Below are 20,976 nucleotides of genomic sequence, written 5' to 3'. Positions count from 1 at the left end.
GATTCTTCCATCTTATGCTCTTGTTTATTGTATCAAGATTACTACTTCTTTTCAATAACATCTGATTAATATAAAAAAACTAGTTTCAAAAAATCCGAAACTAGTTTTAAATGATAATCTGTTTTTAATTGCCTGCGGCTAAGACGCGATACACCATTGAAGCAATTTCGTCGGTAAATTCATTCGAAAAAGCGATTAAAGGTTTTCCAGCAAAATTTTCAGAAATTGCAGGGTTATACGGATAATCCGAAACCATCGCTGCACGAATTTCATCACCATAAGTTGCATTTTGAATCATTTCGTATGTGGCAGTCAAAGCAGTTGTATATCCCACAATACTAGAGTTTTCATATGCATTGATTGGATCTAAAAAGAAATCAATGAATTGGTAAGCTAAATCTACGTTTCTTGCGTTAGTAGGAATAACCATTCCATCATAAAAAGCAATCGTATTTTCAGGCACAAAAATTCCAATATGAGACGTTAAATCTCTGGCTTCTTGAGCAGTGGTTGCTTCTGCACTTTTAATTAAATACGTATCAAAGAAATCTCCAACGTATACAAAAGCATAATCTAAAAGCCCCGCTTCAATGTTTTTCTTTAGAAAATCAGTGGACCATTCTTCGTATTGTCTTTGAGATAGAATGGTTTCTGATAAAGTAAGATTTGCTGCAGATGCAACATTTAAGGCATCTAGGTCATCAATTAACTCTACTTCATTTGCATAAATCATGGATAAAGAATAAGCAAATCTTGGCACATCATACATTCCCACAAGAAGTGGTCTTGAAAATGTATCTGCAGGATCTTCTTCAAACATGACTTGCCATTTTTTTGTTTCAATATAGGTTTCAAGTCCATCTAAACTACGATTATACATAATTCCAAAGACTCCCCAAAAATAAGGAATGGATACTTCATAGGCAGACGTGACATCTTCATTGTCTTTAAACATTTCTGCCATAATGACATTCACACCATCCATAAATGCATCTTGAGAATAGTTGGTTAATTTTGTTAAATCAATTTTTTGTAAATATCCATTCGTATATAATTTTTCAATCATATAATCGGAAGGAATGACAATGTCATAGGCCGTTGTTTGAGATACAACGCGTTGTTCCATTAATTCGTTTGAATCCGCATACGACCACTTAACTGTCACGCCATAAGTATCTTCAAATTCTGAGACTAGATCATAATTGATGTATTCTCCCCAATTCAATATGTATAACTTTGGTTTTGAACTACAAGCAATTAATAATAACGACAAAAATGCGGTGAATCCTACTACCATAAATTTTTTCATTTTGTACTAAACAGCTCCCCTATTAAAATTAGATTTTATTTTTAATTCTCTTCTTTTTTTGAATGATCCAAAAACATAAACACCTATCAATAAAAATACAACGGTAAATGATAGTAACGTGTTATAAGCATAAATCTCAGGAGACATGTTTAACCTGTACCCAGCATATATGAAAATTGACACATTGTCAAATCCGTTTCCAGTTGTGAAATAACTTATTACAAAGTCATCGATACTCATTGTAAATGCAATAAGCATTCCTGTAAAAATCCCTGATGAAATGGCGGGAATAATTACTTTTCTCATTCCTCTTGTTGGCTTGCATCCTAAATCAAGAGCTGCATCAAATAAATTGACGTCTAATTCGCTTAGTTTAGGTAATACACTTAAGACCACATAAGGAATGGAAAAGAAAACATGGGCCAAAAGCATTGTCGTTAACCCAAAAATATTTGGAAAAACAACCATAAATAATTTAAAAATTAACATAAGTGAAATACCTGTTACAATATCTGCATTTAAGATTGGAATTTGATTTAGCATTACCATTCTTTGCCTTTTCTTCTTCGTCATCGAATGGATTCCAATCGCAAATAAAGTTCCAAGAACAGTCGAAATGGCTGTAGATAGAAAAGCGATTAATAAAGTGTTTCGAATTACCCAGTACAATTCGCCTTTATTGATTAGGTTACTAAATAAATCGGTATACCAATGAAACGTCACATTTGTAAAATCATATACTGACCTATTCTCATTTAGAGAGTGAATTGCGATAATAATGATGGGAAGATATAGCATCAAAATGACTGAAATAAAAAACAGATATTTAAATACATTCAGAACGAAAGACACTACTTTTGCAACCTTAGGTTTTCGGAAGAACAATACTGTTTTTCGAATATACGATAAATCGTTTATTTTTATCATAGTAGTGTTTCTCCTTCCTTATCGACTTTGTTAAAGAGGAACATCGACCCAAGGATAAGAATGATGATTACAAGAGATAACAGACTACCATAATTATAATTGCTAAATAGGAAACTAGAATCTACTAATGTTCCGATAAAGATGATTCGACTATTTCCAAGTATTTCAGGAATAGCAAATCCAGAGAAACTAGGAAGGAAAACTAAAATGATTCCCGTTGCCACCCCTTTTAAAGATAAAGGAAAAGTAACTTTTAAGAACGTTTTCGCTTTATTTGAACCTAAATCCATTGAAGCCTCATGAAGTAACGGATCCATTTTTTCTAAAACGGTATAAATAGGTAAAATCATAAAAGGCAAATACGTTATCACAAGACCTACAACAATTGCAAGGCCTGTCCCTCTTATGTTCCAAACAAAGGACAACCCTATTAAATTTAACAAATCATTTACAATACTATCTGCACTTAACAAATTTGCTAAAGCACTTGTTCTTAAAAGAGAATTAGACCACATAGGAATAATGGTTAAAACTAAAATTACGAGTTTATTTGAAAAGGGAGATTTCGCTAAAATATAAGCCATAGGATACCCAAGGAAAAAGGCAATTACTGTCGCAAGAAAAGCATATCGAAATGAATTTGCAAGAGCAGTTCTTATCGCAGAATCGGTAAAAAGTTTATTCCAGCTTTCAAATGAAAACGTTGCGTTTGTAAAACTCATAGCGGTTGTTTTCATAAACGATAATAAAATCATCATTAAAAGTGGAAAAACAACTAGAATAATCAACCAGACCATGTAAGGAGATGCAAATCTCCCTAATCGTTTAATGTTCACTTGGTACTACCTTCATTAGATGAATTTCATAAGGATCTACTTTTAAACCGATTAATTCATCTACTTTACGATTTTCGTAGGTGTGAACCACAAATTCTTTTCCTTGAATCATAATACAAAGTTCAAAGTGAACGCCTTTGAACACAGAACTAGTAACTTTTCCTTTTAATAAAGCTTCTTCTGGAGAAATAATATCAAAATCTTCTGGTCGAATGACAACATCTACTTTTTCGCCATCAGCAAATAGCGTATCTACACAAGCAAATTCAAAATCCATGAATTGAACTAAATTTTGTTTTAAATAAACGCCTTCGAAGATATTTGATTCTCCAATAAAATTAGCTACAAATCTATTTTTAGGTTCATTGTATATACCAAATGGTGTTCCAATTTGTTGAACCAATCCATCTTTCATAACAACGATGGTGTCAGACATCGTTAATGCTTCTTCTTGATCATGTGTCACATATATAAATGTAATTCCTAGTTTTCGTTGCATTTCTTTTAATTCATATTGCATATTTTGTCTTAGTTTTAAATCAAGAGCAGCTAAAGGTTCATCTAACAATAAAATTTTTGGTTGATTCACAATGGCCCTTGCTATAGCAACACGTTGTTGTTGCCCTCCAGATAAATTTTGAACTTTTCTCATACCAAATCCTGGCAGACTCACCATTTTTAATGCTTGTTCCACTCGAACTGTAATTTCTTCTTTTTTTACTTTTTGACTTCTTAATCCAAATGCAATGTTATCAAAAACATTTAAATGAGGAAATAATGCATATCTTTGAAAAACAGTATTAATAGGACGCTCATAAGGTGGAAGCTCTGTCACAACTACTCCATTTAGAATGATATCTCCACTATCGGGCTTTTCAAAACCACCAATCATTCTTAGAGTTGTCGTCTTTCCACATCCAGAAGGTCCGAGCAAAGTAATAAATTCATTTTCATTTATGTATAAATTCAAATTATTGACGACAGGAACATCATCATAAATCTTTGTAACGTTCTTGAGTTCAATCAATTTTTTTCCCATAATTTTCTCCTTTGCCGATTAAAAAAATCAAGCAATATTATATATCGAATACCTAGGAATGTAAACAACTTTTTTAATATTTTTTATTGTTTTTTTTCAAACTTTTTTCCGTGATTTTTTGAGAAATAAATTTGAGTTTTTTTTCAGCGGTTAAAATCAAAAAAATCCCCGAGTTTTCGAGGATTTTAAAGTGTTTAAATTTTAGAAAAGTGATACGATTGCAATCCCCATATAGTACAGACCCATTAAGAGGAGCAACACTCCAATAATCTTTGAAAAAATCAGTTCTTGTTTTTTTGGAGTTGACGTTGTTTTAAATTTATATTTTTGAATTCCTTGAATGACTTTTGTACTATAAAATAAAAAACGAACTCCAACAAATGAAAATCCAAATCCTATAATAATTCCTAATACTTTCAAAGGTATATCCATGTTTCCACCTCGATCTTTTACAACAAGTACATTATACCAAAAAGATTGATTTTTTTCAAACAAAAAACATCATCTTGAGTGGTCAGTTTAAAAATTAAACATTCTAGGAGAGGAAATACATTTAATGAAAAAATTATTCGACCAAATGATGATGTTTATCACCTATTAAATTTTACACCTTTATTATATTAAAAATATTGGTTCAGTTGTTGAATTTCACAAAGATACCACAATTAAATTGTTAATGTTCAACGTTTGAAATTCGAATTTGAATTTTAGCTCCATTCCACTCATTTTTTAATGCTTGGATTTTCCCGCCATGTTTTTCAATAATGGATTTTGTAATCGTAAGTCCAAGGCCTGTATGGCCTTCTTTCCCAATTACGTAACGTTCCCATATTTTTTCTTTTATGTCTTCATCTATTCCTGCTCCATCATCATCAAATTCAATTAAGAGTTCCGTTTTTGTTTTAGTGAGTTTTATGCAAACTTGAGAAGTCGCATACCGAATGGCATTGGTTAGAATATTAACAAAAGCTACTTCAAGTTTTTCTGGGTCTCCCATAAAATAGATGTTTTCTTCTGATGTATCAAATTTTAATTCAATTCCTTTTTCTTTTGCTTGAATATCAACACTATTTAGTGAATCACCAATTACGTCTACTAAATTAATTTTGGAACGGTTTAAATTATCACCTACGGTATCTAAACGACCTAAATATAATATTTGATTAATAAAATCTTTTAATTTTTCACTTTCTCTCATAATTATATTACACGCATTTTCATTCTCTTCTTCGGTTAAAACACCATAAAGAATTGCTTCCGCATAACTATAAATATTCGTAAGAGGTGTTTTCATTTCATGAGAAAAATTATGTAAAAATTCTTGTTCACTCTGATTATATTCATAGACTCTTAGCTGGGCTCTTTCAATAGATAAAGCCAGCTCTTCAAGTTCGGCTATCTTAAAAAATGGTTTTTGTTGAGGTTTTGTTTCAACTGAAAAATCACTGGCATATTCTGTCAATATTCGTAAAGGATTGGCAAAACTTCTCGCTGAGAAGATGGAGATTAGCGTGATAGAAACCACTAAAAAAACTACTCCAATAAAACTAAGCAAATATAATTCTTGATTTTCTTCCATCAAGAATCCTTCGCCTCTAAAAACAAACACTTCATAATTTCCATCATTTAATACACTAGATGTATAGTAATACGTTTGAACATCGGTCCTAGCTCGATACACTTGATAAGTGCTATTCACTAAAAAAGAATTTTCAAAATTTATTTCTTCTTCTACAAAAGAAGAATAAAAGATATTTCCATCTTGATAAACCATTAATTCAACTTCTGTGAATTGTCTTGCGGAGTCCAGTGTAGAAGCAAAATCTTCATCATCCACTACATCAAGCTTTTCAACAATATTTTGATTCAAATCATAAATATTACTAAAAAGAAGACGATCAAGTCCTGCACTGATGACAATACCTGTTAGAAGTGCTGCAATTCCATAGCATACTACAAGGAGTACACCATAATAGATAAATAGTTTATTCCTTATTTTCATAATCAATAATATCCACTTTCTCTAAAACTTTATACCCATAACCAAAAACGGTTTTAATTTCTACATTACATGAGACTGTAGCTATTTTTTTCCGAATTCTTTTTACCAAATCATCTACACTTCTTGTTCCATCAATTACTTCCCATTTCCATACCAAACGAAACAAGTCTTCCCTTGAAAAAGCTTTTGGGCTGTTTTTGGAAAGTAGTAAAAATAAATCGTATTCTTTTGCGGTAAAAATAATTTGTTCTTCATTACAACTAATTACTCTTTGGTCCATTTGAAACAGTAAATTTCCTAAACGAAATTCACCTAAATCTTCAATTTGAGAAGAGGTTGCGCTTCTTCTTAAAAGTGCTTTGACTCGAACGGCTAATTCTCTTCCTGAAAATGGTTTTGTGATGTAATCATCTCCACCGATTTCAAGCCCTAAAATTCGATCTGTTTCTTCTCCTTTTGCGGAGACAAATAAAATCGGAATGTTTGATTCTTGTCTTATTTGTTGACAAACTTTAAATCCGCTCATATCTGGAAGCATAATATCAATCACAAAACAATCTGGACTCTTCAGTTCAAATGTTTTTAATAAATCTGTTCCTGTTTTAAATTTTTCAACTTGAAATCCTTCATACATTAAAAATTTTTCTATGATATTTCGAATGTTTTCATCATCATCAAGTACAAAAACCAATTTTGCCAAAGATACCACGTCCTTTAAATATATGATATCATTTTTTTTACTTTATAGATATTTTTTACATGTTTTCTACATTTGATTCTCCCTTAAAAAGAAAAAAGTAGTCAATTGACTACTTGATATCTTCTACTTTATGCTCTAATTTTGTTTCAAGTTTTTTTGGATTATCCATAAACTTAATGAATTCTCTAAAAGAATTTCCAAAATACAATCCATCACAAATTCTTTCATCGATAACCATTCCTGCTTTAAGATTTTTTTCAAATCCAATGGTGCCTTCATCTCTATCTAAAATGACGGGTTCATATTTTTCTTTTCCCATTGATAGAAAAATCGATGTGGTGCCAAAATTATATATATGATGAAAAACATAATTCATTTTTATAGACTTCATATTAGTAAAAAATAAAGAAGTGTGGAAAGGGCTTAGCTGTAAAACGCTCTTTGGAAGAATTCCAATTTTATCCCACCATTTTAACAATCCTACGACAAACTTTATTAAAAAATTAGGAACAACTGTTAAAAATTTAGCTAAAGAATCTGTTTCATTAAAAGCAGTTTGTTTGGTATTTATTTCGATTTCTTTGTCCATCATTTCTTTGATTTCATAAATATTTTCTGTACCATCAAATGTAAGTTTGATGGTGGTTTCTTCTACTGTGTCTAACAGAGCTTTTTTAACCGCAAATGCAATTTGAATTTCATTTCTTTTGTAGACTCTTCCATCCATGATAAATCGATTTAATTTAGGCCTTAATGCCATCGTACGAACCATTCCAGCAATTAAAACATGCATATAATTAAAGCGTATATTTTCTTCTTTTCTTTTTTCGAAAATATACTCATCGATTCCTTTACAATTAATATCATATAATGTCATGACCATCGCATCATTTCTCTTTGTCATAACATGAGGTGAAAGTTTCATAATTGGATCAATTGTCTTGATTCTTTTTCCATCACTTCTAAATCCGAACATTTTTGATTTCCTCCACTTTACAATTTGTTTAGATTTTATCACAAAATAACTATCTTTTCAAGTTGTAAAGTGCAATTACGGTAATCTTGTAAATAATCTTGTCTTTTTAGTGGTCTTAATGTATAATTGAGTAAAAAAACAGGGTGGTGCTTCTATGAATACAAAACGAATAACGTACAGTCTAATCCCATTTTTAGTGGTTGTAACAATGCTTCTGATTACATACTTTGGAAATCAATGGTACTCAGAAACCAATAACGTTATTGGAAGCGACCTCAGTTGGATTTTCTTACCATTTAATGAATGGGTTCCTTTTCTTTCCTTTACAATTTATCCTTATATATTGGCTTATCCATTTTGGTTTTTAACATTTTTCTACGTTGGATACCGTTCTAAAAAAAATATGTATACACTCTTGCTTTTGGTTTTGATTACTTTTACTATTTGCGGTCTTTCTTACTTTTTCTTTCAAACGGATGTTCAAGCTTGGAGAGAAACCTCAGGATTATTTACTCAAACGGATTTAAGTTTTTCGGAATCGATTGTTTTTTTGATCTATAACTCAGCAGGACCAAGAAATGCCAATCCTTCTATGCACTGTTTAATGAGTTGGCTCTGTATCCTTGGCGCTAGAATGGATAAGAAAATGCCTACTCCTATTAAAATTATTATTTGGACTTTAGGAATATCAATCTGTATTTCGACTCAAACTCTAAAACAACATTACATCATTGACTTAATTACTGGAATTGGAATTGCAGAAATATTTTATTGGATTGTAAAAGATTCAAAAGCCGTTTTAAGCCTTCAAAAATTCTTTACAAAAATTAACCAAAAATTAAAATTAGAATGGAATGACTAATCTTTATTAAAAAATAAAACGATATCTGTTTTTCTCAGATATCGTTTTTTTATTTAAGGAATATCAATGATTCTTAAGGTGTTGGTAGATCCATGTTTTTGACCCCACCCAGAAGTAATAATAAGTGTTGCTCCCGATTGAAAACCGAAATCTCGTGCGACTTCAATTGCAACAGAGTCGTATAAACCATAATCGGTAACATTATCTCTTAAGGTAGCAAACACTCCCCAATAATAAGAAAGTTTTTGACAAGTTTCTATACTATCTGTAATAGCAATAATAGGTACTTCAGGTCTAAATTTACACATTCTTTTTGCAGTACCACCGGTCTCCGTAAAGGCAACAATGACTTCTGCATTTTCTAAAGTATGAGACGTTTGACTAACTGCAATTCCGATAGCATCGTTTATCGTATTTTGACTGGTTTTGATGGAATGTTGTAATTTATCTTCATAAGGGATAATGTCTTCTATGGCTTTTGCAATGGTATCCATCGTTAAGACAGCTTCCACTGGATATTCTCCTGCAGCGGACTCTCCTGATAGCATAATCGCATCAGATCCGTCTAAAATAGCGTTGGCAACGTCGGATGCTTCTGCTCTTGTAGGTCTTGGTGAAAACATCATAGATTCTAACATATGAGTCGCTGTGATAACTGGTTTTCCAAGTTCATTCGCTTTTCGAATAATCTTCTTTTGATAAATGGGTACAAGTTCTGTGGATACTTCAACTCCCAAATCCCCTCTAGCCACCATGATTCCATCACTGACTTCAAGAATTTGTTGAAGATTGTCAACACCTTCTTGATTTTCTATTTTAGCAATAATCTCAATATTTTCTTTGTTTTCACTTTTTAGAATTTCACGAATAGCTAACACATCTTCTTTTCTTCTTACAAAAGAAAGTGCAATCATATCCACTCCATGGTTACAAACAAAACGAATATCATCATCATCTTTTTTGGAAATAAAAGGCATACTTAGTTTAACGTTTGGAACGTTAACTCCTTTTTGACTTTTAATGATTCCTGAGTTTTCAATTTTGCATGTTGCCCCAAACTCTGTGGTTTTTAAAACAGTTAGTTTAATTTTGCCATCGTCAATTAATAAAAAATCTCCAATTTGAATGTCATCAAATAATTCAGGACAAGCAATGTGAAAACGTTCATGGTTTCCAAGAACTGGCTCTCTAACAATGTCGACAAGTTCACCTTTTTTAAAAGCGACTTGATTATTTTCAAAAAGGCCAGTTCTGATTTCTGGACCTTTCGTATCTGCCATAATACCAATATATCGATTCAACTTTTTCGCAATTTTTCGAATCATTTGAATTCGTTTTAAATGATCTTCGTGTGTTCCATGAGAAAAGTTTAATCTTGCAACGTTCATACCTGCATCAATCATTTTTTCAATCATAATCTCTGAGTCAATGGCTGGCCCAATGGTACAAATAATTTTCGTTTTTCGTTTCAAAATCATCCCTCCTTTTTGGGATTGTACTTCTATTATACTCTTTTATGATATATATTTCATCCTAAGATGAAGAATCATTTGATTGTTTTTGCTTTCTGCTATCAAATTTTTTTCTCTCATTTGTATCTAGAATTAATTTTCGAATTCGAATGGAATAAGGTGTTATTTCAACTAATTCATCATCGTTTATGTAATCAAGAGTTGTTTCTAAACTCATTCTTCTAGGTCTTTTTAGTACAACTGTATTGTCTTTAGCAGCTGAACGAATGTTCGTTTGTTGTTTTTCTTTGGTAACATTGACTGCCAAGTCTTTTTCACGATTACATTCTCCTACAACCATGCCTTCGTATATTTTCGTTCTAGGTTCGATAAACATGGTTCCTCTGTCTTCAAGTCCACCAATCGAATATGCCGTAGCGATTCCATCTTCAACCGATACTAAAACTCCAAATTTTCGATTTCCAACTTCCATGTTTTCAACAGGTCTGTATTCTAAATAAGTATGATTAATGATTCCATATCCTTTTGTTGAAGTCATGAAATCGGTCATAAATCCAATTAACCCTCTTGAAGGCATAATATAATGAAGTCTACTTTGATTGTCAGATGTCTCCATGGTTTCAAGAATCCCATGTCTTGTTCCAATCAATTCCATAACTGTTCCTACAGAAGACAGTGGAACATCCACTTGAACGGATTCAAAAGGTTCTTCTAATACGCCATCAATTTCTTTCATAATCACTTTCGCTTTTGAAACTTGAAATTCAAATCCTTCGCGTCGCATATTTTCAATTAAGATTCCTAAGTGAAGTTCTCCTCTTCCTGAAACTACCCAAGTTTCAGATGTACCGATTCGTTTCACTTTTAAAGCCAAATCTTTTTGTGTTTCACGATATAATCTGTCATCAATTTTCGTTGAAGTGACAAATTTACCTTCAAGTCCTGAAAAAGGTGATGTATTTGTTCCAAAAGTCATTTCGACTGTGGGTTCTCCAATTTTAATCAAAGGTAGTGCATTAATCGCACCAGGATTACAAATCGTTTCACCAACATAAATATCAGGAAGTCCAGAAATGGCAACGATGTCTCCTGCAAAAGCTTCCATGATTTCTGTTTTTTCTAAACCAAAATAACCATACAATTTTTGAATTCTAAATTCTTGAATGGAACCATCAAGGCGAACACAAGCAACTGTTTCTCCTGTTTTCATTTGACCTGCTTGAATTCTTCCAATTCCCATTCTTCCTACGTAATCATTATAATCAAGTAAAGAGGGTTGAAATTGCAGTGGAGCATCTATATCTACTTTTGGTGAAGGTACTTCTTTTACAATCATATCTAAAAGCGGCTTCAAATCATCCGTAGGCTTTAAGATATGACTTTCACTTGCTTGTCCATTAATTCCAGAACCAAATAAATAAGGAAATTCGATTTGATGATTATCCGCACCTAACTCGATAAATAGTTCCATAACTTCATCAACGACTTCAATGGGTCTTGAAGCTTCTCGATCAACCTTGTTGATTAAAACCAAAGGTTTCACTCCTGCTTCCAAAGCTTTACGTAAAACAAAGCGTGTTTGTGGCATCGTTCCTTCATAAGCATCTACAACAAGAAGAACTCCATCCACCATATTCATGATTCGTTCTACTTCTCCGCCAAAGTCCGCATGACCGGGGGTATCCAGTATATTAATTCTTACATCTCCATATAAAATCGCTGTATTTTTAGCAAGAATCGTAATGCCTCTTTCGCGTTCGATGGCATTTGTATCCATAGCTCTCTCTTCGATATGTTGATTCTTTCTTAACGTCATTGATTGCTTTAAAAGCCCATCAACAAGCGTTGTCTTTCCGTGATCCACATGCGCAATTATCGCAATGTTTCTGATATTCATAAACTGCCTCTTTTCTATAGAAAACCCTTAAAATCCACATCTAAGGGTGAACTTACTTCAATCATTTTCTTCAAAATCGGATGAAAAAATTCGATTTTAGAAGAGTGTAACATTACTCTTTTTACTTCTTTTGTTTTTGCCTGATAGAGCGTATCTCCTAACAAAGGATTCCCTAAATAAGATAGATGAACTCGAATTTGGTGAGTTCTTCCAGTCTCTAAACGACACTTTATTAAAGAATAATTTGAAAATTCTTTTAGAACTTCATAATGAGTCACTGCTTTTTTCCCAGTAGGAAGAACTAAATAATGATTGTTTTTATGTCGGTCTTTCCCGATGGGAGCATCTATCGTTCCTTTTGGTTTTGGCAAATGTCCTTCTACAAGAAGAGTATATTCTCTTGAAATCATCTCGTGATCCCAAAGATTAGACAAATAACTATGACTTAAAAAGTTTTTCGCAAAAATCATGACTCCCGATGTGTCCTTATCCAAACGATGTAAATATCGAATTTGCCGGTTTAATCCTTGATTTTTGTAATAAGCCGCAACTAAATTGACTAACGTATTGTGTTCGTGTTTAAACTCGGGATAAATAATGATTCCCGGTGATTTATCAATTACTAAAACCCATTCATCTTCAAAAAGAACTTTTAAAGGGCCAAAATCTGGCTCAAAATCTAATTGTTCAAAAGAGCTTAAATCGATATCGATGACATCTCCTGTATGAACCATACTAGAAAATGGGTGAGTTTGACTATTTAAAAGGACATTTTGACTTGTCTCAAGTAAATATATTTTCTTTTTTGCAATATGAAAATATTCAAAAAAGAAACGAAGCGATTTTTTATCAAAATCTTTGTCTATCACTAATTGCAGTTTATCCATTGGTTTCTCCCGTTGAAAAAGGGAAAACTAGTAATCCTGTTTTCCCGGAATAACGCTACGAACACCACCTCTAGGATTTAATACGTCACCAAAATATCTTGGAATCAAATGAAGATGTAAATGCAAAATGCTCTGTCCGGCATTGATTCCGTTGTTGATACCAATATTATATCCTTGTGGTTTATACTTTTGATCTAATTGTATTTTTAAACGTTTCATTGCTTCATCAAGTGCAAGTACTTCTTCTTTGGTTGTCTCAAAATACGTTTCAATATGTCTTTTTGTAATCAGTAAAAGATGTCCTTTGGAAACAGGAAATTCATCTTCAATTGCAAACACCAAATCATTTTCATAAATGAGTTTGTCTTTGTGATTCTTTAATTCACAAAAAAGGCACATGTTAGCGGCGTTTCAGCAATATTCCTACGCCTAAAGCAATTAATAGAACTGGCACAAGATAACCAGATAAATTCCACCCTCTTGCATCTAAGAGAAAGAATACTCCAAGAACTAATAATACAGTATTGCCAGTAGTGACTCCTTGTTTTGACATTGAAAAAATAGCAGGTATGATTAATAACAAAGTCCACCATCCTTCAAAAAATATTGTGTCTGGAATGTACCCTAATCTTTGCAATAAAAAAACTACTCCAAATATTAAGATAATGACTCCAAGAAAATAACGATTGTTTTTATTCATTCATTTCATCTCCTCGTTCTATTTTACCTAAAAAAGGGTGATTTGTCAATTTAAAGGATTATATATATTATTTACAAAGTCTAAAATTACTTAACAAAAAAGTTTGCAATTTCGTATAAATCTTTAATCTTAATATCTGCATGTTTCGATTTAACAGCATCATGGATAGCAACTGCCATCATATTCGCAGCTTTCGCTGCATTGATTCCTGCTATAGCATCTTCAATTACCATACATTCTTCTGGAAGCAAATCTAACTTTTTAGCAGCTTTTAAAAACACTTCTGGGTTTGGTTTGCTTTTCGTAATATCTGTGCCATCGACGATGGCATCAAAACTATTTAATAATCCGATTTGTTTTAGAATGGTTTTTGTGTTTTTACTACTTGAGCCTATGGCGATTTTTATATGATGTGCTTGTAAAAACTCAATGGTTTTGACCACGTTTGGTAATAAATCACTTGGAGAAAGATTTGATAACAGTTTTACATAAATTTGGTTTTTATACATTGCCATTTCTTCTTTTTGAAGAAGTGTATATTCAAGTGATGATTTTTCTAAAAGAATGTCAAGAGACTCCATCCTTGAGATGCCTCGCAAACGATGATTTATCTCTTGATTAAAATCGATGTGTTCTCGCTGTGCTAGTTTTTTCCAAGATTGGAAATGAAATTCATCTGTAGAAACAATCACTCCATCTAAATCAAAAATAACGCCTTTATATTTCACTTTAAATCCCCCCATGTAATGGTTGCTTTATTCCAAACAACTTTTACAGTTGCAATTTTTTGTTTTAAAATAACTTTAAATACAATGCTTCTCATTTTTTTTGGTAAACAGACATCTGATTTTAAAAAGGTGTGGTGATGAGTTAATCCTGCAAACCCGTAAATCACACTCAAATAAGCTCCACCATGAGTAGAAGGATGTATTCCTCCTTTGTATATTCCATTTTCATATGGATTAGACTCTTGATACAAATCACAATTTGCGCTGTTTAAAAACATAGATAAAGCAGAATCGAATTCACCAATATTACAAGCAACTAAAGCATAGGTCGCTTGAAAGATGCTGGAGTCTTGTAACGTTTTAGGTTCATAATAATAGAAATTCGCTTTTTTTACTTCGGTTGAAAAATCATCTTTAAATAAAGAAAGCAAAGCCATTACATCCGCTTGTTTCACAATTTTAGAATTTATTGCATCTTTTTTTAATTCATTATTTTCTAATTGAAAATAACCTTGGAAAGGCTCAATAATTCCGTCTGAATTGGCAAAAGGAATGTATAAATGTTTTAAAAGAACTTTTACTTTTTTTATGTCTTCAGAATAATCCAATTTTTGTAGTAAATCAGATACAAAAAGTTGATTTTTAGATTTAGCAAGTTTCATGCATTCCAACAAAACTTCAAATGTGTTTTTTATTAAATAATTGGTATAGGCATTATTGTTTACTCTTTCATGAAATTCGTCTAACCCAATTACATCAAATACATCATACAAATCTGTCTCTTGATTATAAGTTAAGCATGATTGATAGAATCTTGCTATTTCTAGAATCATTCTTAATCCACCTTCAAATAAAACAGAAAAGTCCTCTGTTCGATCTAAATAATTTTTTAATGCATAAACAATAGTTCCGTTAATATGGATTTGTTTTTCTTTGAAAAAGTCTTTGTTTTTCTTTTTTGATGATTGAGTGCTTCTGTTATAGTCCCTAGAAGCATCAAATCCTTCTTCTTGGCTTTCCAATGCATAAAACGCGCCAGAGTACCCAAAATCTTTTGCCTTCTTTAAAGCTCCTTTTAACCCGTGAATACGATACATGATGATATGCCTTGCTGATTCAATATCAGTATTTAAATAAAACGGTAACATTAAAATTTCAGTATCCCATCTAACTGCACCTTTCAATGCTTGGCCTGAGAGCCCTCTTATCGGAATGGATACTTTATCCGAATAGGGTCGGTTACTAATTAAATGATAAATACAATTTTTTATGGCTTGATCTGCTTCAGGATTCCCTGAAATTTCTACATTGGCAATTTTCCATTTTTTCTTCCAAAAATGTTTATTCTCAAGTAAAAGTTTTTCGAATCCCAATCTTTTCCCTCTATTGATTTTTCCAATCAGGAACGCTTTCAGTTTTTTTGCAGAATGAACGACACCTGCAAACTTATAAATCGTATAGGCAGCTCTAGGCTTTAATGTGAGTGAGGTATGACGCATTGCTTTATTATCTAGTAAAACGATATCCCATTCGCAAGAAAAATTCGTTAAGATACTTTCTCCTACTACCAAAGGAATTTCAAGTTCATTTGTGAAAGCTTCAATTAAAAAACAATCCTCTTGTTGCTCAAAATGAATGTTTTTAAAATGTGACCCTGAAGCATCATAGATAATGGAATCAATTCCAGTATAAATATCAATTTCCATTGGTTCTGTTGCGCTAAATGAATATTTACTGTACAGAAAGTTTTTATGTATTTGATCCGCAAAACGTTCTGATTTTATTATGATTGTTGCTTCATCAATTTTAAATGCCGTTTTTCGGTAATGAATTCCGTTTTCCATATCCAAACCTTGAAGATGAGAAATTGGTTGTGTTTCTAAAGGATTTAATAGTGTTTGTCCTACTTTGATGTAAGTAAAAAGCGGATTGAAAGCATTTACTGATTCTCTTGGTCGATCTTCAAATTGATCATATAATCCATTTAAGTTAAACTCAACCATTTCATTTTTTGAGAATTCTTCTAATGTTCCTCGATATCCAAAATACCCATTAGCAATTAAGTACTTGTTTCCATTGCTTAAAATATCTTCTTTGTTAAATCCATTATGTTCCATTTTTTCCATGATTTACCTCTTTTAATTGATTACTAAAAATAAATTTCACATGAAGTCGAAAAAATTATGATGTTCGAATTGAGTTTATAGATTTTAATAAAAAGACTTCCATTAATCTATACTAATTACTATTATAACATGTAATTTCTTATTTATACTTGGAAAAAATGGTGAGATTCTTCCTTTAAAAAATAAAAAGCATCGTTTTAGAATACGATGCTTTTAAACTATTCTTTAATCAATAATTTCCAAAACTCTTCTGCAGGCGCTGGTTTTGCAAATAGATACCCTTGAAGTGTATCAATTTCAATTCCTTTTAGTAGTCCTTTTTGGGTTTCGTTTTCTACGCCTTCGCAGCACACTTTAGTATTATTTAAATGACAAAATTTAGCAATCGTATCAATAAAAGAAAGTGAGTAAGGATCATAATCCACATTAAAAATGAAACTTCTATCAATTTTTACAATATCAAGTGGAAGTCTTCTTAAATGGGATAAAGAGGAATACCCAGTTCCAAAATCATCCAGTGCGATTTTAACTCCAATTTGTTTAATCGTATTTAAAATATTAACGACTTTGTTAATGTCTTTAATCGCAAGAGACTCTGTAATTTCAATAATCAAATTTCCTGCTGGAATTCTGTAGGTATGCAATGCATTTAAAATGGTCGATATTAAATCTGATTGGAATGTTTGGATGACCGAAAAGTTTACGGCAATTTGCAAATCATATCCATAATCCAACCATTTTTTTGCTTCTTTACATGCTTGATTCAAAATGTATTTGCCAAGTGGAATAATTAATCCAGTTGATTCGGCAATTGGAATGAATTTGACAGGTGAAATATAGCCAAACTCTTTGCTAAACCATCTTGCAAGTGCTTCTGCACCAATAATTTTACCGGTTTTAGCTGAGACGATTGGTTGAAAATAAACTTCAAATTCTCCATACCCTTCATCAAGTGCTGTTTTTAAAGCTCTTTCGAGTGATAAGGTATCTTCTTCGTATTTTTGTAGACTCGTATCGTACAGAATAAATTTATTCTTTCCAGATGTTTTCGCTTCAAAAAGAGATAGATTGGCTTTACGAATTAAATCATTCAGATTTTTGTCTGAATCAGTCAAAAATCCAATTCCTAAGCTGACGGTTAAATACGTCTCATATCCTTCAACAAAGAAAGGACTTTGAAATAAATTCATCACTTTATTGGCTATTTCGTATACTTGAGTTTCATACTTGTTGTTTACGAAGAAAGAAAATTCATCTCCTCCAAAACGATAAACATTCCCTCTGATTTCAGGAATATGATTTAATTGTTTGGCCATAGATTTTAATAATGCGTCTCCGTATTGATATCCAAAGGTATTATTTATCATTTTAAAGTTATCAATATTGACGATTCCTACGAAGGAATGCTCGTAGTCTTCTTTATTTAATTCATATGTTTTGTTGATGTCGTGTTCGAATTTTACTCGATTAGGAAGATCGGTTAATACATCATGAAAAGCAAGAGAAGACATCATTTCTGCATATTTTTTATTTTCGGAGATGTCAGTTAAAATCATCATACACGCTTCACTGTTTTTCTCAAAAATAATATGTGATTTGTTGAGCAAAAACCATAAATCTAAATCTAAAAAATAGACTTCCTTCGTAATAGAATTTGCCTTTTCTGAACGGATAATTTGTTTTAAATACTGATCTAATTCTTTTTTTGATTTTTGCTTGTTTTGACCAAATATTTTCATGAATTGTTTATTCACATGAAGTAAAGTACTGGTTTCACACTCATAGATTGCAATAGCGTTTGGTAAGGAATCTAACGTTTTCACTAATTGAATTTGATTTAAATCAATTTGTTCTTTGTTAAATGTTTTTTCTATGACATAAGACATGATATATCCGATGTCTTCAAAAACAATGATATCATCGTTTTTCCAATTTCTAAGTGAATGATTATCTACAAAATTTAAAATTCCATATAGTTTGTCTTTGTTTGATATTCTAATTCCAACAATTGCTTTAGCGTATTTACGAAGATCTGCATTTTCTTTTATATCTTCTTCATAATCAATTGAAAAACTATTTTGTTCGTCTAATTGCCATTCGCGGAAAAAAGTATCTTCAATGTTGATGTTTTGGTAAGAAGAAATCCGAGAAAAATCAATATCAGAGAACCATTCTAAAGCACAACTGTAAAGCTTTTTTTCTTCGTTATATTCAAAAAGTGATCCTCTTGATAATTGAAATGCATTAGCAACAATTGGAAACATCGATTCAAAAAAATCCTCAATGGTTTCACAAGTGTTAGCAAGATTTAAAATTTCTAAGATAATTCCATGGCTATGTCTTTGTCTAGATAAATCACCTTGATAGATGGATGAAGACTGAGTTTGCATTAACGCTAATGTAGTGGTGAACATCATATAACCCAGATTATCTGCGGTCACTTCAGCGTTTTGCCTAATTTGTTCGATATCTTTTGATTTTACTAAACGATAATGATGATTGGAAACTGGCAAAGGATTTGTTGAAGTAGTATCTTCTATCAATCCGTAAACAACAAGTGTCCCTATCCTAAAATCATCGTTAATGATTGGAATGATGTTAAAGAACACATTATCGTAGCTACTAGAAACCTCTTCTTCCATTGAAAAACAAACATGATTTTTAAGCGTCGATTTTAGATGTTCATAAGCCTCTTTTTCTCCAGATGGCGAAATCAGAAACGCGTCAGAATTGTTTAAAAATGCAACATCTATATTTAAGGAATTAGATAATTTTCTCACTATTTTTTCTAATTTTAATTGTTTCAAAACTTGATCAAAATTCAATTCAAGCATTTTAAGTTGCTTGTTAGATTCTAAAGATACTTGGTTGAATTGATTAATGACATTTAATTCATCGAATGCTCTTTTTGATGTAGTAATGTTTCGAATAGACGATTCGATATATTCTACCCCATCAATATCTGTTAAGTACAATTTTTCAGAAATCCAATGAAGTTGACGTCTACTTGAGATAAGCCGATATTCAACCTCAATTTGGTGTAATTGATGTGTGATGAGTTTTTCAATTTGATTTTTATACATTTCGACGTCTTCATGAAAAATAATGTCTGTAAAAATACATTTTCCCATCATTAATTCAAAATGCGAATATCCAAATTGACTAAAATTTTCGGTTAACAATTGGAAGCAATATGGATTGGAAAGTGGTCGAATGGTATAGACAATGTTTCCTTTATTGATAATGTTTAAAAGTTTAAAAAATTGATTATTATGTTTTTCATTTCGATTAAGAAATTCGATGATTAACGCTAGACTTTTAATATCATTTGTTGGACTAAGTAAAGGTACAATCGTAAGTTCTGAATATACGATTTGATTTGATGTATTTATCAGTCGTAGTTTAGTTTTATACGTTTCTTTTTTTAGAAGTAGTATATCTTCGGTCTCTTGAATGTATTGCTCTTTATCTTCTTCAAAAACGATATCTTCAAACGCAATTTTTCCATCGATGAACTCTTGTAAATCATATCCAAGCGTGCTAAAATTTTGACTCATAAATTTAATTTTTTTATCTTTATCAAAATTTTGAATGGCCAAAAAAAGATTTGCTTCAGATAATGATTTCTTTATTAATAACAGCGTTTCCTCTTCATCTGAAGAATCATTTTCTGAAGTCATTCCAGTAATTTCATTTATTAAAGTATAAACAAGTATGATTCCTTCTAATTGATTAGTCATCGAGTAATATGGAAATTTTTGATATTTAATCATCGAAGAGAAAATTTTATCTTTAATGGTTCCAATTGTATTCCAAAAGCACACTTCTTTTGTAAAGACAGCATCATCGCTTTTTTTAAATGATTGATAAAACTCGTCACTAAATAACTCGTTGTCGCAAAATCCAACCATGGAATGATTTAATTTGTTTTCGGAAGGAACATAATCACTATGTCCTAAATAGACATGTTTTGTGTTTTTCCATAATATTCTTGGAAGTTGATTATCTCTGAAATTTTTAATATCTGTATTATAAAATACAATCACTACATGTAATCCATTGATATCAATGATATTAAAGGATCCGCTACACATTTTCGTTTCATTATCAATTGTAAGGTTGTGACCATAAAACACTTTACTATTTTCTTTTTTAACAGCTGAATAATTGACGTTCAACGAACACAGTTTTGGAACTTTTTTATTTAAGCATTCAGAAAAAGCAAGAACTTGAGATGTCTCTTGAATAAAAATAATTGTGGAGTAATTAATTCGCTCACATAGTTCTTGAAAATAATGTTTATAGTTTTTCAATATACAAAACCCCCAGCAAGTAAAATAAGTGTTTAAAATTCTTACCTAAAAACAAATACACTTTTGCGAAAATTATAACACATCAAAAACTTTATAACCATTCACTTTTAAAAATTAATGCGAAAATGTGCGAAAATATAGGATTAATTTCCTTTTTGAAGAATATATTCAAATTTTTCATTAAATCTTTGAAAATTGAGCT

Annotated in this window: 16 protein-coding genes and 1 pseudogene; 1 reads left to right on the top strand and 16 read right to left on the bottom strand. The window is 31.4% G+C overall.

Annotated features, from left to right (window positions below; genetic code table 11):
* Positions 1–124: 124 nt before the first annotated feature.
* The 8 genes and pseudogenes from KJ971_03640 to KJ971_03605 all read right to left on the bottom strand — a co-directional run bounded on the left by KJ971_03640 (position 125) and on the right by KJ971_03605 (position 7,789).
* Entirely contained in the window at positions 125–1,309 is a 1,185-nt protein-coding gene (locus KJ971_03640; protein MBU1144936.1) for an extracellular solute-binding protein, read from the bottom strand.
* 6 nt (positions 1,310–1,315) lie between these two features.
* On the bottom strand, positions 1,316–2,107 hold the full coding sequence (locus KJ971_03635; GenBank protein MBU1144935.1) for an ABC transporter permease: 792 nt from the start codon (positions 2,105–2,107) through the stop codon (positions 1,316–1,318).
* Positions 2,108–2,232: 125 nt separating this feature from the next.
* The gene (locus tag KJ971_03630; GenBank protein ID MBU1144934.1) at positions 2,233–3,072 is read right to left on the bottom strand and encodes an ABC transporter permease; all 840 of its coding nucleotides are present in this window, start codon (positions 3,070–3,072) and stop codon (positions 2,233–2,235) included.
* Positions 3,062–4,111: an ABC transporter ATP-binding protein gene (locus KJ971_03625; GenBank protein ID MBU1144933.1), complete on the bottom strand. Its 1,050-nt coding sequence runs from the start codon at positions 4,109–4,111 to the stop codon at positions 3,062–3,064. The genes KJ971_03630 and KJ971_03625 overlap by 11 nt, the downstream gene beginning before the upstream one ends.
* Positions 4,112–4,312: 201 nt before the next feature.
* Positions 4,313–4,606, bottom strand: a complete 294-nt coding sequence (locus KJ971_03620; GenBank protein MBU1144932.1) for a hypothetical protein — start codon at positions 4,604–4,606, stop codon at positions 4,313–4,315.
* A 178-nt stretch (positions 4,607–4,784) separates the two neighbouring features.
* Complete coding sequence (locus KJ971_03615; protein MBU1144931.1) at positions 4,785–6,113, bottom strand: HAMP domain-containing histidine kinase; 1,329 nt, start codon at positions 6,111–6,113, stop codon at positions 4,785–4,787.
* Positions 6,097–6,807, bottom strand: a pseudogene (locus tag KJ971_03610) (response regulator transcription factor). Before KJ971_03610 ends, KJ971_03615 begins: the two are co-directional and overlap by 17 nt.
* Before the next feature lie 115 nt (positions 6,808–6,922).
* Positions 6,923–7,789, bottom strand: coding sequence for a 2-oxoglutarate dehydrogenase (locus KJ971_03605; protein MBU1144930.1), 867 nt, complete (start codon positions 7,787–7,789; stop codon positions 6,923–6,925).
* A gap of 154 nt (positions 7,790–7,943) precedes the next feature.
* On the opposite strand from KJ971_03605, the gene KJ971_03600 reads away from it, so the two are divergent.
* Entirely contained in the window at positions 7,944–8,651 is a 708-nt protein-coding gene (locus KJ971_03600) for a phosphatase PAP2 family protein (protein MBU1144929.1), read from the top strand.
* A 53-nt stretch (positions 8,652–8,704) separates the two neighbouring features.
* Here KJ971_03600 and pyk read toward each other — a convergent pair whose 3' ends face one another.
* From pyk to KJ971_03560, 8 genes are all read right to left on the bottom strand, one after another.
* Entirely contained in the window at positions 8,705–10,129 is a 1,425-nt protein-coding gene (gene pyk, locus KJ971_03595) for a pyruvate kinase (protein ID MBU1144928.1), read from the bottom strand.
* 55 nt (positions 10,130–10,184) lie between these two features.
* Entirely contained in the window at positions 10,185–12,020 is a 1,836-nt protein-coding gene (gene typA, locus KJ971_03590) for a translational GTPase TypA (GenBank protein ID MBU1144927.1), read from the bottom strand.
* Between the two features lie 14 nt (positions 12,021–12,034).
* Entirely contained in the window at positions 12,035–12,907 is an 873-nt protein-coding gene (locus tag KJ971_03585) for an RluA family pseudouridine synthase (protein MBU1144926.1), read from the bottom strand.
* Between the two features lie 27 nt (positions 12,908–12,934).
* Positions 12,935–13,306, bottom strand: a complete 372-nt coding sequence (locus KJ971_03580) for an HIT family protein (protein MBU1144925.1) — start codon at positions 13,304–13,306, stop codon at positions 12,935–12,937.
* Position 13,307: 1 nt separating this feature from the next.
* The gene (locus KJ971_03575; GenBank protein MBU1144924.1) at positions 13,308–13,607 is read right to left on the bottom strand and encodes a hypothetical protein; all 300 of its coding nucleotides are present in this window, start codon (positions 13,605–13,607) and stop codon (positions 13,308–13,310) included.
* Between the two features lie 86 nt (positions 13,608–13,693).
* Positions 13,694–14,335 carry a beta-phosphoglucomutase gene (gene pgmB / locus KJ971_03570; GenBank protein ID MBU1144923.1) on the bottom strand — a complete coding sequence of 214 codons (642 nt, stop codon included), beginning with the start codon at positions 14,333–14,335 and terminating at the stop codon, positions 13,694–13,696.
* Positions 14,332–16,461: a hypothetical protein gene (locus KJ971_03565; protein MBU1144922.1), complete on the bottom strand. Its 2,130-nt coding sequence runs from the start codon at positions 16,459–16,461 to the stop codon at positions 14,332–14,334. Before KJ971_03565 ends, pgmB begins: the two co-directional genes overlap by 4 nt.
* 218 nt (positions 16,462–16,679) lie before the next feature.
* A complete protein-coding gene (locus tag KJ971_03560) occupies positions 16,680–20,774 on the bottom strand; it encodes an EAL domain-containing protein (protein ID MBU1144921.1) in 4,095 nt (1,364 codons plus the stop codon).
* Positions 20,775–20,976: the final 202 nt, after the last annotated feature.

The sequence above is a fragment of the Bacillota bacterium genome, assembly GCA_018818595.1.
Classification (GTDB): Bacteria; Bacillota_I; Bacilli_A; order Izemoplasmatales; family Hujiaoplasmataceae; genus JAHIRM01.
Note: the sequence above shows the minus strand (reverse complement) of the source record. Positions and strands in the feature narration are given on the sequence as shown.

Excerpts from the sequence above, each read along its gene's own strand:
- pyk (MBU1144928.1), bottom strand. The coding sequence starts at position 10,129 with ATGATTTTGAAACGAAAAACGAAAATTATTTGTACCATTGGGCCAGCC.
- KJ971_03605 (MBU1144930.1), bottom strand. The coding sequence starts at position 7,789 with ATGTTCGGATTTAGAAGTGATGGAAAAAGAATCAAGACAATTGATCCA.
- KJ971_03635 (MBU1144935.1), bottom strand. The coding sequence starts at position 2,107 with ATGCTATATCTTCCCATCATTATTATCGCAATTCACTCTCTAAATGAG.
- KJ971_03565 (MBU1144922.1), bottom strand. The coding sequence starts at position 16,461 with ATGGAAAAAATGGAACATAATGGATTTAACAAAGAAGATATTTTAAGC.
- KJ971_03585 (MBU1144926.1), bottom strand. The coding sequence starts at position 12,907 with ATGGATAAACTGCAATTAGTGATAGACAAAGATTTTGATAAAAAATCG.
- typA (MBU1144927.1), bottom strand. The coding sequence starts at position 12,020 with ATGAATATCAGAAACATTGCGATAATTGCGCATGTGGATCACGGAAAG.
- KJ971_03575 (MBU1144924.1), bottom strand. The coding sequence starts at position 13,607 with ATGAATAAAAACAATCGTTATTTTCTTGGAGTCATTATCTTAATATTT.
- KJ971_03625 (MBU1144933.1), bottom strand. The coding sequence starts at position 4,111 with ATGGGAAAAAAATTGATTGAACTCAAGAACGTTACAAAGATTTATGAT.
- KJ971_03640 (MBU1144936.1), bottom strand. The coding sequence starts at position 1,309 with ATGAAAAAATTTATGGTAGTAGGATTCACCGCATTTTTGTCGTTATTA.
- KJ971_03580 (MBU1144925.1), bottom strand. The coding sequence starts at position 13,306 with ATGTGCCTTTTTTGTGAATTAAAGAATCACAAAGACAAACTCATTTAT.
- KJ971_03615 (MBU1144931.1), bottom strand. The coding sequence starts at position 6,113 with ATGAAAATAAGGAATAAACTATTTATCTATTATGGTGTACTCCTTGTA.
- KJ971_03600 (MBU1144929.1), top strand. The coding sequence starts at position 7,944 with ATGAATACAAAACGAATAACGTACAGTCTAATCCCATTTTTAGTGGTT.